The organism is Vogesella aquatica, assembly GCF_028548455.1.
Classification (GTDB): Bacteria; Pseudomonadota; Gammaproteobacteria; order Burkholderiales; family Chromobacteriaceae; genus Vogesella; species Vogesella aquatica.
Window position 1 is genome coordinate 1 of sequence record NZ_JAQQLF010000027.1, and the last position, 12,210, is coordinate 12,210.

A 12,210-nucleotide genomic window follows, 5' to 3' on the forward strand; every position below is an offset into this window, starting at 1 on the left:
CGCCTCAGCGCCGATGATAGTGCAGATACCTGTGTGAAAGTAGGACACCGCCAGACGCCCGATACCGAAGCCCAGCTCAGACGAGCTGGGCTTTGTGCTTTGGTGCGGCGAAAACACCGTGCACGCACCCCGCGGCCAACCTTGGCCGCAGCCCGCCGACCCCAGCATAAAGCCCGCGAATGCGGGCTTTGTTGTTAGTGCGCGCCGCGTGCGGCCAACCTTGGCAGCAGCCTGGCCCCGACATAAAGCCCGCGAATGCGGGCTTTATGCATTGGCGTTAGAGTAGCCGGTGAAACAGTTTGTCTAGCCGGAAGCGATTCAGCCTGCTGAGCAGCTTCCTTACTTTTTCCGGGTAGTGTTGTAACTTTTCCAGTTGCTGGTAATGGCTGATGATACGGGTGTGCTGGCGGATGTTGTCGAGCTCTTGCGCAGTGATTGAAGCCAGCTGTCCTAGTGGGTCGTGCAGTAGCAGGCCATTTTCCAGGTCCAGGCGGAAGGCACGCGGGTTCAGGTTATTACCGGTAATCAGTTGCAAGTGCTGGTCTATCCACAAGCCTTTCAGGTGAAAGCTATTGTCGTTGTGTTGCCAAAGTCGAATGCTCAGCAGCCCTGCCTGGATCGCATGTTGGTGCTGTTTGGCAAAACGGCGCAGGTTCATTTCGTACAAATAGGGCAGGCCACCGATGACCTTGAAAGGTTCGCGGGGTGGGATGTAAAAGTCATTGGCGGTTTTGTCGCCAACAATGATTTCTACTTTGACCTGCCGTGCCAGGGCTTTGTCTATGGCTTTGAGCAGGGGGCGAGGCAGGTTGAAGTAGGGTGTGCAGATGCTGATTTGCTGCTTGGCGCTATACAGCAGATTCTCCAGTAGCTTATTGAACGGGTTATTTTTACCGACGCCGCAGACGGGGAAAACCTGTAGCCCATTCTTGCCATGCTCGTTTGCCGTAACGGTATAGCGGCTTTGTGCCAGCGTTTTGCGTAGCTGCCGAGTAGCGCGGTTCTGACTGGCTTTGTCCTGAGTGATGGGCTGGTCCAGCCGCATGACTGCCGGGTTGGCCGCAAGGGTGTTGAGCATATAGTCTGACAGCAGGTCGGCTAATGCTGCATTGCTGATCAGGTGATAGCGGTCAAAGCGGTATTTGTCCCCCACATGCAGGTAGACATTGTTCAGGCTGGCTCCGCTGTACAGCACGGTGTCGTCGATGACGTAGCCTTTGAGGTGCATGACGCCAAATAGCTCGCGTGTCTGCACGGGGACACCGTAAATGGACAGCTTGTCTTGTGGCTGCGCCTGGGCGCGCTGGCGGTACCAGCCGGCATTGCCTTCTTGCTTGCCATGGCCGATGAGGCCACGCCGGGCCCGGTGTGCATCGACAAATACTTTTATGTCGAGCTCAGGGTTGGCCGCCGCCGCGGCATACAGGGCGTCAAGAATGAGTTTGCCACCTTCGTCTTCTTGCAGGTATAGCGCGCAGAGATAAATGCGGTGGCGTGCCTGGCGAATCATGCCGAGTAACTGCTCGCGATAGTCGGCTGCACTGTGCAGTATGGTCACGGCATCCGGACGCAGGGTAATGCCAGGCAGGGATCGCAGTGGATCGGTTGGCGAAAAAAACAGCATGAGGCGTGTGTGTGCGTATTAATGCGATTAACGCATCCTACCATCAGTGCCGTAAAAGTGGACTGGTTTTACATGCAGGGCTGCACTCTTGCCGGGCTGTGCTTTAAAGATAATTAAAAGCCCCTGGGCATGAGCGCAGGGGCTGTGGCTGAAGCGTGGTTGGCGTTTATTTGCCGGTTTTGAACTCTTGCCACAGGCGCGTGGTCAGGCGCTGGATTTTGGCATCCATGGTCGGCATCACAAAGCTCTTGGCCACGATATCTTTGCTTGGGAAGATGGACGGATTGGCCAGGTGTTTCTTGTCGATGAACTGACGCGCGGCCAGGCTGCCGGGTGCATAGGTGACCGTATTGGCATTGGCGGCCGATACTTTTGGATCCAGCACGTAGTTGATGTAGGTAAGGGCGTTATCGACGTTTTTGGCGTCTTTAGGGATCACCATGCTGTCGATCCAGATGCCTACGCCAGTTTTGGGTACCAGCGGCTGTACTTTTACGCCGTTTTTGGCTTCTTCGGCGCGGGTCTTGGCGATGTTCAGGTCACCGCCGTAGCCCAGTACCAGACACAGGGAGCCGCCCGAGAGTTCGTTGATATAGCCGGAGGACGAGAAGCGGGTAATGTGCGGGCGCAGCGGTTTCAGTAGCGCCGCCGCTGCCTTGTAGTCGGCCTCGCTGGTACTGGCCGGGTTTTTGCCCATGTAGTGCAGCACTACCGGGAAGACCTCTGCCGCAGAGTCCAGCATGCTGACACCGCAGCTTTTCAGCTTGGACACGTTCTCGACTTTGAACAGCAAGTCCCACTCGTTAGCTGGCAGCTTGCCACCCAGTGCTTTGTTTGCCTTGTCGGTGTTGATACCAATTGTATTCATGCCCCAGAAGTAAGGGATGGCAAACTGGTTACCCGGGTCGAACTGGGTCATGAGCTTCATCAGCTCCGGGTCCAGGTCTTTGTAGTTCGGGATTTTGGCCTTGTTTACCGGCTGGTACAGGCCAGCCTGGATCTGTTTGGCCAGGAAGGTATTGGACGGGTGAACCAGGTCGTAGCCGGATTTGCCGGTCAGCATCTTGGCTTGCAGGATCTCGTTGCTATCGTAGACATCGTAACGAACCTTGATGCCGGTGGCTTTCTGGAAGTTCGGCACCGTGGATTCGGCAATGTAGTCTGACCAGTTGTACACGTTCAGCTCTTTGCCCGCGGCGAATGCGCTGCCAGAGGCGGCAGTCAAGGCCAGGCTGATAGCCAGGGTCAGGGTCGATTTCTTCATCAGGTTCTCCTTGCAGTTAGTCTGCTTATTTCATCATTACGGCCTGCTTATCGCCGCTGTGTCAATTAGAAACTGGTGCGGGAAAATGCTCAACTGCTCCCTTGGAACAGCAGCATTGTAGCGCGTGGTTTTTAGGCTTGGTGTGCTAAATATTGCCATTCCCACGCGGTGACTTGCTGTTGGAAATGCTGCTGCTCTACTTGCTTGAGGGCCAGAAAAACGCGTGAAAAATCTGCCCCCAGGACATCATGCAGCGCATGGGCTTGGGCGAATGCCTGCATGGCAGTTTGTTGCGAGTCAGGCAAAGTGGCCGCTTGCTGATAGGCGCTGTCCGAGCGGGGGCGGCTTGCTTCGCAGGCTTGTTCCATGCCAAGCAAGCCGCAGGCCAGTGTCGCTGCCAGAGCCAGGTAAGGGTTGGCATCAATGCCGGGCAGGCGGTTTTCTACGCGTCGAGCCTGCGGGTGGCAAACCGGCACCCGCAAGCCGCAGCTTCGGTTGTCGTAACCCCACTCTACATTGATCGGCGCAGCGCTATGGGCACAGAGGCGGCGGTAGGCATTAGGGTTGGCCGCAAACAGCAGCATGGCTTGTGGCAAATAGCGTTGCAGGCCGCCGATATAGTGGTGAAAACGGGGGTGTTCGCTGCCATTCGTCTGGGTGAAGGCATTCCGGCCTTGGCTATCCAGCAAGCTTTGGTGAATATGCATGGCACTGCCTGGATGGCCGGGGAAGGGTTTGGCCATGAAGCAGGCTTGCAGGCCGTGCTGGCTGGCCAGCTGGCGCAGGGTGCGTTTAAGCAGGAACACCTGGTCTGCCAGTGCCAGTGCCGGGCCGTGTTGCAGGTTGAGCTCGTACTGGCCGTTGCCGACTTCGTGCAGCAGGGTGTCGGTGGCAATACCTTGCTGGTGGCAAGCCTGTTCCAGTTCGGCAAAAAAAGGTTCGTACCGGGCGCTGTGGTCTACCGCGTACGCCGCCCCGACGCTTTCGTGCTGCCGGCCTTGTGCATCCAGCAGATAAAACTCGATTTCAGGTGCCACGATGGGGGTGAAGCCCAGCGCCTCAAAGCGTGCCAGCACACGCTTCAGCACGCTGCGCGGTGCCGTTTCCAGTAGTTGGCCGCTATCGCTGTAACAATCGTGGATAAGCTGGGCAATGCGGCGGCCCGGCCCAGGTTTGACGCTGAGTGTGGCCAGGTCGGGTAGCAAGCGCAGGTCCGGGTCGTTATCGGGAACCAGCTGCTGTTGCGGGTCGCCCATCCAGCTTTGTATCAGGCTGACTTGGGGAAAGCGCAGTTCACCTTCGGCCGGGTAATGCGTAACGGGTACCAGCTTGCCGCGTGCCTGGGCATTCAGGTCCGGGATGAGGCATTCGATGTGGGTAATGGCGTGCTCACGCAGCCAGTGCAGCAGTGTCGTCATGATGAGGTGTCCGTAAGGGGGTGGCAGAGTCGCGTGCAGGTGCGGCGGCAGCGTTGCCTGCGGCGCTGAGCGGTTGCTCGAAGACCCCCAGGGACACATTGCAAGGAATGCGCAGGGTGCACAAAGTAAGGGTGTGACGCATGTCGCAGCCTTGCAAAGATTGAATGTCTATTTTTTTATTCCATATTGTGGCTATTCGTCAATTATATTTAACGACCGATGGGCGATGGCGGCGGGTATGTGACGTGCCTGCCACGGTAGCGCGTGGCGTGCGCGGCCGAAATGTGCAAAAATCGAGCCAACTAACGATATTGCAGGTTTTTCCATGCTGGACCGGGACGGATACCGCCCCAATGTCGGAATCATCCTCATCAATGGCAAGCATGAGGTGTTCTGGGGCAAGCGGGTGCGCGAGCACTCGTGGCAGTTTCCGCAAGGAGGCATCAAACCTGGCGAAAGCCCTGAAGCCGCGATGTATCGCGAGCTGCTGGAAGAAGTGGGCTTGCTGCCACAACACGTCAAGATCCTGGGTCGCACCCGCGACTGGCTGCGCTACGATGTGCCCACCAACTGGGTACGCCGCGAGTGGCGCGGTAGTTATCGCGGGCAAAAGCAGATCTGGTTCTTGCTGAAGCTGGTAGGCCGGGATTGCGATGTATGCCTTCGTGCAACCAATCACCCTGAGTTTGATGGCTGGCGCTGGAATGACTACTGGGCGCCGGTTGATGCGGTGATCGAATTCAAGAAAGACGTCTACGAGCGGGCGCTCACCGAGCTGACCCGCTTCCTGAAAGGGATCGAAAGCCGTGGAGACTATCTGGTGCGTGTTGCGCAAGATACGACCCGGCAGCCAGACGAGGGCTAAGGCGTGACGACACAACATTTGCCACGGCCACGCACTGCTTTTGCAGGCGTGGCCGTTGTTGCTGCCTGGTCTGCCTGGCAGCCTGCGGACATCACGACCTGGTGGATGGAAGCCATCCCGGCGCTAGTCGGCCTGCCCTTGGCGTGGCTGTGCTGGGGCCGCTACCCGTGGACCAGGTTGGCCGCATGGGCCATGGCACTGCACGCGGTGATTTTGCTCGTGGGGGCGCATTACACCTATGCGCTCACGCCACTGGGCTTCTGGCTGCAAGAGGCGTTTGATTTTAGCCGCAACCATTACGACCGCCTCGGCCACCTGGCACAGGGTTTCTTTCCGGCCATTCTGGCGCGCGAGGTGATTCACCGTGCTACCCGCCTGCAGGGGCGCTGGCTGGCGTTTCTGGCCACCTGTTTCTGCCTGGCTTTCTCGGCATTTTACGAATTGATCGAATGGTGGGCCGCGCTGGCCATGGGCGCGGGGGCCGACGCTTTCCTCGCCACGCAGGGCGACCCGTGGGACACCCAGTGGGATATGTTCCTGGCGCTCTGCGGTGCCATTCTGGCGCAGCTGTTCCTGGCAGCGCGCCACAATCAACAACTCGCGGCGCTGCTGCGCCGTGCACCACACTGACAAACACATGACACAACAGAATTACGACGAATCCTCGGTACGGGTACTCAAGGGGCTGGAGCCGGTAAAAGAGCGGCCAGGCATGTACACCCGCACCACCGACCCGACCCACATTTGCCAGGAAGTCATCGATAACGCCGCCGACGAGGCGCTGGGTGGTTTTGCCCGCAAGATTGCCGTTACCGTGCACGTGGATGGCTCGCTGACGGTGGAGGACGACGGCCGTGGCATTCCGGTGGGCCTGCACCCGCAAGAAGGCGTACCGGTGGTGGAGCTGGTATTTACCCGACTGCACGCCGGTGGCAAGTTCAACAAGAAAGATGGCGGCGCCTACGCGTTTTCCGGCGGCCTGCACGGTGTTGGCGTGTCGGTAACCAACGCGCTGTCCACCCGGCTGGAAGTCGAAGTCAAACGTGAAGGCGGTGTGCACAAGCTGGTGTTTGCCGGCGGCGACGTCATCGAACCCTTGGTGCGCATCGGCGACTGCGGCCCGCGTACCAGCGGTACCCGCGTGCGCGTGTGGCCGGATGGCAAATACTTTGAAAGCCCGCGCTATTCCATGCCCGAGCTGGAGCGCCTGCTGCGCGCCAAGGCTGTATTGCTGCCTGGCGTGGCGGTAACGCTCACCATCGAGCGCCCCAGCGGCGACGAAGTGAAGGTATGGCAGTACCCCGAAGGCCTGAAAAGCTATCTGTCCGAGCTGTGCGGCGACGACGAGCCGGTTGCACCGCTGTTTTCCGGCGAGGCCTATATCGGTGACGACCACGAGCAGTTCGCCCGTGGCGAAGGCGTGCAGTGGGCCATGGCGTGGTTCGAGGACGGTGCCAGCGGCGAAAGCTACGTCAACCTGATTCCGACCCCAAGCGGTGGTACGCACGAGGCTGGCCTGCGTGCCGGCGTGTTCGAAGCGGTAAAAAGCTTTATCGACCACCACAACCTGCTGCCGCGTGGCGTGAAGCTGATGGCCGAAGACGTCTGGAGCCGCGTGCGCTTTGTGCTGTCCGCCCGGGTGCTGGACCCGCAGTTCCAGGGCCAGACCAAGGACAAACTTACCAGCCGCGATGCGCTGAAGCTGATTTCCAGCCTGGCGCGCGACCCGGTAGAACTGTGGCTGAACCAGCACGTGGAAGCCGGCAAGCGCATTGCCGAGCTGGCCATCCGCCAGGCGCAAAGCCGCTTGAAGTCGGTGAAAAAGGTCGAGAAGAAAAAAGGCTCCGGCGTGGCCGTGCTGCCGGGCAAACTGACCGATTGCGAAAGCGAAGACATCGAGCGCAACGAGCTGTTTCTGGTGGAGGGCGACTCGGCCGGTGGTTCTGCCAAACTGGCGCGCGACAAGGAATACCAGGCCATCCTGCCGCTGCGCGGCAAGGTGCTGAACAGCTGGGAAACCGACAAGGACCAGCTGTTCTCCAATGCCGAAATCCACGATATCTCGGTGGCCATTGGCGTAGACCCGCACGGCGTGGGCGATACGCCAGACCTGTCCAGCCTGCGTTACGGCAAGATCGCCATCCTGTCCGACGCCGACGTAGACGGCTCGCATATCCAGGTGTTGCTGCTCACGCTGTTCTTCCGCCATTTCCCCAAACTGATCGAGCAGGGTCATATCTACATTGCCCAGCCGCCACTGTTCCGTGTGGACGTGCCCGGCCAGGGCAAAAACCGCCCGCCGCGCAAACTGTACGCGCTGGACGAAGGCGAGATGACCGCCATTCTGGACCGCCTGCGTAGCGAAGGCGTCAAGGAAAGCGCCTGGAGCATCTCGCGCTTCAAGGGTTTGGGCGAGATGAACCCGGAGCAGCTGAAGGACACCACCATGAACCCGGATACCCGCCGCCTGTCGCGCGTGCAGGTACGCCCGGGGGCACTGGCTGCCACGCGCGACATGTTCATTATGTTGATGGGCAAGGGCGAGGCCAGCAGCCGCCGCAGCTGGATGGAAGCCAAAGGTAACGAAGCGGAAGTCGATATCTGACCTTCGTGCTTAAACGCCGCTAGCAAGTTGGCCGCACCCTTACCGGGTTGCGGCCAACTTGCGTTGGTCGCAGCGCTGTTTGCGCCAAGGCAAAGTAGCTGTCGCATCTGGTACTACAATGGTCTTATCCATAAACGGGAGGCCAGCATGGCGCGTTTACTTTATCTGCAGTCCGGCGGCCCTACCGCCGTGCTGAATGGCTCGGCGCAAGGTGTCATTGAAACGGCCCGTGCGCAGGGTGTGCCGGTGTGTGCGGCGGCCAACGGCCTGGCGGGTTTGCTGGCCGGTGAGCTGTACGACTGCAGCAGCGCGCCGGCCGACAGCATCCGGCGCCTGGGTTGGTTGCCCGGAGCCAGTTTCGGCACCAGCCGCCATGTGCTGGCTGCTTACGACGAGGTGCCAGAGCAATGGGCCAGGCTGGCAGAGGTAGTGCGGCAGTTCGATATTGGCTACGTGCTGCTCAATGGCGGCAACGGCTCGATGGAAACCGCCTTGCGACTGGGTGAGTTGGCCCAGCGTTTTGACTTGCCGCTGCTGGCGCTAGGCGTACCCAAAACCATCGATAACGACCTGGAGGGCACCGACTTCAGTCCCGGTTTTCCCTCCGCTGCCAAATATCTGGCCAGCAGCCTGCGCGAGGTGACGCACGATATGCGCAGCATGGGGCGCGGCCGGGTGTTCATCATGGAAACCATGGGTCGGCACGTAGGGTGGTTGGCCGCAGCCTGCAGCCTGGCGGCCGGTGCAGGCGAGCCCGCCCCGCTGGTGTTATTGCCCGAGGTGGCGTTTGACGAAGCGCGTGTGCTGCAGGCCGTGCAGCACCGGCTGCAGCAGGATGGGTATTGCGCTATTGCGGTGGCCGAGGGTTTGCGGCAGGCCGACGGCCGTTTTGTGGCGCAAATGCACGCAGATGCCGTGTATGGCCACGAACAGCTGGGCGGAGCCGGCGCCTGGCTGGCGCAGCGCCTGCAGCAAGCGCTGGGTGTCCACGCCCACGTGGCACTGGTGGACTGCCAGCAGCGCGCCGCCATGCACCTGGCGTCGGCCACCGATGCACGCCTGGCGTACGAAGCCGGTGCGGCCTGCGTACATTGGGCGCTGGCCGGGCAGGGCGGGGTGATGGCCGGCCTGCAGCGCCAGGATGATGGCTGGCAGGCGGTGCCGGTACCGCTGGCGCAGGTGGCCGGGCTGGAGCGCACGGTGCCGGCGCACTTCATCGCGGACGATGGCTTGTCGGTGACACCGGCCTTTGCCCGCTATCTGCGCCCTTTGCTGCAGGGTGAGCTAAGCATCCCCTATGTGGATGGCTTGCCGGATTACCGGGTGCTTGCCTGGCCGCGGCTGGTTTTGTCCTAGTCGGAAAACTTGCAGCCGCACAAGATTTCATCGGTGGGTGGGGGTGGGGCACTGCAAAAACTGGCTTTGAAAAACTTGGGGTAGGTGATGGTTTCTTCTGGTGCCCAGCGGTTAGCAATAAACTGGAGATCATGAATGCCAAAGCGTTGCATATCCTCCGGGCTGTAATAAAACCCCGGAGCCTGGGGGTAGGCCTTGATCCATTCTGGTTGTTGGCCGCATACGGTTATCAGCTGGCTGACGCCGATGCGCTCAAAGAACGCTTTTTCACTGATGACCCACTGTCTGATATCTTCCCGTGCACGGTCTTGCTGAGCAGGATTGTGCTTCCACTTTGCCTTGATAAGCGCCTCCCAGTCGGGCTGCAGGGCCCCGCCGTGCCATAGCAGGGCATCGCGTTCGCCCAAATACTTGTTACGTGCGGCAGGAAAGACATAGTTGGCACATGAGGACATGCACGCACCATCTACCCGTATGTCCAGCTGTTTGTCGTGAATGAAATCCCCCAGTGCCATACCTAGGTTGCTGCTTCCGCCATGGCTATTGATCACCAAGCGGGTTGGTTTAACAGCAGCTTGCGCGTAAATAGTCTGGACTTGTGCGATTGCGCTTGCATCCAACTCACCGTTGTAGACAATGTCACTACCATTTGGGGAGAGCGTGACGATCGGCTTGTTGCTGTGCATGCTGGCGCAGCCAGCAAGGGCGACGAGCAGCAGGCTGCACATGATGCCTTGCAGGGTATTCATGGATTTTCCCTTGCTGAATTTATGAAATTGGAATTATTGTGATGTGCTTTTATCGCTGTCAACCGGTAATCCAGAAAAAAGCTATGCCATCCTGATGCTATTTCGAACCTTGCCTGCCAATACCCTAGGCCGCGACTTTGTCGTGGGGGATGTGCACGGCTGTTTCGATACCTTGGGTTTGTTGCTGGGGCAGGTAGATTTTGACCCGGAACGCGACCGCCTGTTGTCGGTGGGCGATTTGATCGACCGTGGCCCGCGCTCGTGGCAGGTGCTGGACTGGCTGGCGCAGATGTGGCTGTTTGCCGTGCGCGGTAACCACGAGCAAATGGCCATCGATTACGACGCCAGCGACGCCTGGCGCGAACGCTACGCCCGCAATGGTGGCGAGTGGTTCATGGCGCTGCCCCCGGCGCAGCAGCAGCGTTACCGCAATGTGTTTGCCGCCATGCCGCTGGCGATCGAGCTACCGGTAGGCAACAGGCTGGTGGGTTTGGTGCATGCAGATTGCCCGGAGGACGACTGGGTGGTGTTCCAGGCCCGTCTGGCCTCGGGCGAAGGGGTGGCCTGCAGCAATGGCCAGACCGTATTGCACGAGGCAACCTGGTCACGCGAGCGCATACGCGGCCAAGTGCGCGCGCGCGTTGCCGGTGTGGATTTGCTGTGTGTAGGCCATTCGCCGGTTAGCCTGGCGCGGCAGCGCGATAATGTGTTGTATGTGGACACCGGTGCCGTATACGGCCGCCAGCTCACTCTGCTATGCCTGCAGGAAATGAGCGTGCACAGCCTGGCGTGCACCGAGAGTGCTTGTGTAGACGAATAGTCCGATAAACTCCCCCGATACCGTAGCGGCCAACTATGCTGAAAGCCTGCCCTTGTTACCGTATGGGGGGAGCATGCCATACCGCTACCAGATCGCTTGCCTGCCGTGGCTGCTTTGCCTGCCAGCCATGGCCGATACCGTGCGTTTTTATCTGCCCCCGATACCCGCCCTGTATGAAGACCGTGCCGGCCAGCCTGCCGGTGTATACGTAGATCTGCTGCAGCAGATGGCCAGCCATGCCGGTATCACCCTGCACCTTTATCTGGCTAGCCGCCCCAGAATATTGCAGTCGTTGCAACGGCAGGATGACGCGTGTTCGGCGGTGACGCTGGCGGCCAGTGCACCGCCACCTGCCAGCATGCAGTACGTTTATGCCATGGGCCAGACGCAGGCCATGCTGTTTACCCGCCCTGGCGATGTGCTGCCGCTTACCGAGCTGGGGCGGGTATCACAACAGAAGCGCATGGTGTTTGGCGAGGGGGTGGCCAGCGTGCTGCAGCAGCGCGGCATGGCGGTGCCGCAGCGTAGCGAATCACTGCAGGAGGCGGTGGCCATGCTGCAGGCGCAGCGCATCCGTGTGCTGTTTGCTACACGTGCGGCATTATCGCGGCTGGCGCCGGGCACGCTGCAAGCCGGTGCCGAGCTGGGGCCGCTGGTGTCATGGTTTGCTTGCTCCACAGCGATGCCCGCCGCCATGACTGCCCGGCTGGCCAGTGCCTGGGCCAAGGTGCCTTTGCCGCGCTTCTAGTCCTGGCCTGCCAGCGCAATCACCACGCGTTTGTTACGCGCGCCTTTGCTTTCTATCTTCTTGACGACGACTGCGCCGATTTCGCCGGTATGGCGCACATGTGTGCCACCGCACGGCTGCAAGTCCACGCCCGCTATAGCCACCAGGCGGATTGCCGGCAGGTCTAGCGGGGGTGTCACCGACATGGTCTTGATCAGCTCGGGCTGCGCACGCAGGGCCTCGCCGCTGGTCATCTGTACCGATACGGCATGGTTGGCCGCAATCAGGGTATTGAGCTCGCGCTCGATATGCGCAGCGTCCAGCTCCATGCCTTCCGGCAGGTCAAAATCCAGCCGGCCGCTATCGGCGCTGAGGTTGCCGCCGGTCACGCCAGCGCGCACGACACAGGACAGCAAGTGCAGGCAGCTATGGATACGCATGTGGCGGTAACGCCTGGCCCAGTCCAGCTGCAGGGTGACCGTGCTGCCTGCGGCCAACTGCACGCTACCCGGGGCGGGCTGGTGCAGTATCTCGCGGGTGGTTTTATCGCGGCGGGTGTCGGCGATGACCAGTTGGCTACCATCGGCCAGGCTCAGCGTGCCGGTATCGCCAGGCTGGCCGCCGCCTAGCGGGTAGCACAGCGTATCGGCCAGTACGATGCCACGCTCGTCATGGCTGACCACAGTGGTGTCGAGGCTGGTCTGGTATGGGTCCAGGTAGAAGCGTTCTGGCATGGCGGGCTCTCTGTTGTCGGGTTGTCGGTATGGCTTATCGGTATAGCG

The 12,210-nt window shown here is 60.3% G+C and carries 11 protein-coding genes; 6 read left to right on the plus strand and 5 right to left on the minus strand.

Annotated features, from left to right (window positions below):
* Positions 1-277 precede the first annotated feature (277 nt).
* From pssA to PQU95_RS16795, 3 genes are all read right to left on the minus strand, one after another.
* Positions 278-1,624, minus strand: coding sequence for a CDP-diacylglycerol--serine O-phosphatidyltransferase (pssA, locus tag PQU95_RS16785; RefSeq protein ID WP_272753071.1), 1,347 nt, complete (start codon positions 1,622-1,624; stop codon positions 278-280).
* 166 nt (positions 1,625-1,790) lie between these two features.
* Positions 1,791-2,888: a polyamine ABC transporter substrate-binding protein gene (locus PQU95_RS16790; RefSeq protein WP_272753072.1), complete on the minus strand. Its 1,098-nt coding sequence runs from the start codon at positions 2,886-2,888 to the stop codon at positions 1,791-1,793.
* 131 nt (positions 2,889-3,019) lie between these two features.
* On the minus strand, positions 3,020-4,306 hold the full coding sequence (locus PQU95_RS16795; protein WP_272753073.1) for a glutamine synthetase family protein: 1,287 nt from the start codon (positions 4,304-4,306) through the stop codon (positions 3,020-3,022).
* Between the two features lie 325 nt (positions 4,307-4,631).
* On the opposite strand from PQU95_RS16795, the gene PQU95_RS16800 reads away from it, so the two are divergent.
* From PQU95_RS16800 to PQU95_RS16815, 4 genes are all read left to right on the plus strand, one after another.
* Complete coding sequence (locus tag PQU95_RS16800) at positions 4,632-5,171, plus strand: RNA pyrophosphohydrolase (protein ID WP_272753074.1); 540 nt, start codon at positions 4,632-4,634, stop codon at positions 5,169-5,171.
* 3 nt (positions 5,172-5,174) lie between these two features.
* Positions 5,175-5,801 (plus strand): DUF2238 domain-containing protein, encoded by a 627-nt coding sequence (locus PQU95_RS16805; RefSeq protein WP_272753075.1) that lies wholly within the window; start codon positions 5,175-5,177, stop codon positions 5,799-5,801.
* Between the two features lie 7 nt (positions 5,802-5,808).
* The gene (gene parE, locus PQU95_RS16810) at positions 5,809-7,776 is read left to right on the plus strand and encodes a DNA topoisomerase IV subunit B (RefSeq protein WP_272753076.1); all 1,968 of its coding nucleotides are present in this window, start codon (positions 5,809-5,811) and stop codon (positions 7,774-7,776) included.
* A 147-nt stretch (positions 7,777-7,923) separates the two neighbouring features.
* Complete coding sequence (locus PQU95_RS16815) at positions 7,924-9,132, plus strand: 6-phosphofructokinase (RefSeq protein ID WP_272753077.1); 1,209 nt, start codon at positions 7,924-7,926, stop codon at positions 9,130-9,132.
* On the opposite strand, the gene PQU95_RS16820 is transcribed toward PQU95_RS16815, so the two are convergent.
* Entirely contained in the window at positions 9,129-9,881 is a 753-nt protein-coding gene (locus PQU95_RS16820) for a hypothetical protein (RefSeq protein ID WP_272753078.1), read from the minus strand. The genes PQU95_RS16815 and PQU95_RS16820 overlap by 4 nt on opposite strands.
* Positions 9,882-9,975: 94 nt before the next feature.
* Between PQU95_RS16820 and PQU95_RS16825 the strand changes: the two genes are divergently transcribed.
* Both PQU95_RS16825 and PQU95_RS16830 read left to right on the plus strand, forming a co-directional pair.
* Complete coding sequence (locus tag PQU95_RS16825; RefSeq protein ID WP_272753079.1) at positions 9,976-10,701, plus strand: metallophosphoesterase; 726 nt, start codon at positions 9,976-9,978, stop codon at positions 10,699-10,701.
* Positions 10,702-10,774: 73 nt separating this feature from the next.
* Positions 10,775-11,449, plus strand: a complete 675-nt coding sequence (locus PQU95_RS16830; protein ID WP_272753080.1) for a transporter substrate-binding domain-containing protein — start codon at positions 10,775-10,777, stop codon at positions 11,447-11,449.
* Here the strand turns inward: PQU95_RS16830 and PQU95_RS16835 are convergent.
* Complete coding sequence (locus PQU95_RS16835; RefSeq protein WP_272753081.1) at positions 11,446-12,162, minus strand: alanyl-tRNA editing protein; 717 nt, start codon at positions 12,160-12,162, stop codon at positions 11,446-11,448. The genes PQU95_RS16830 and PQU95_RS16835 overlap by 4 nt on opposite strands.
* Positions 12,163-12,210: the final 48 nt, after the last annotated feature.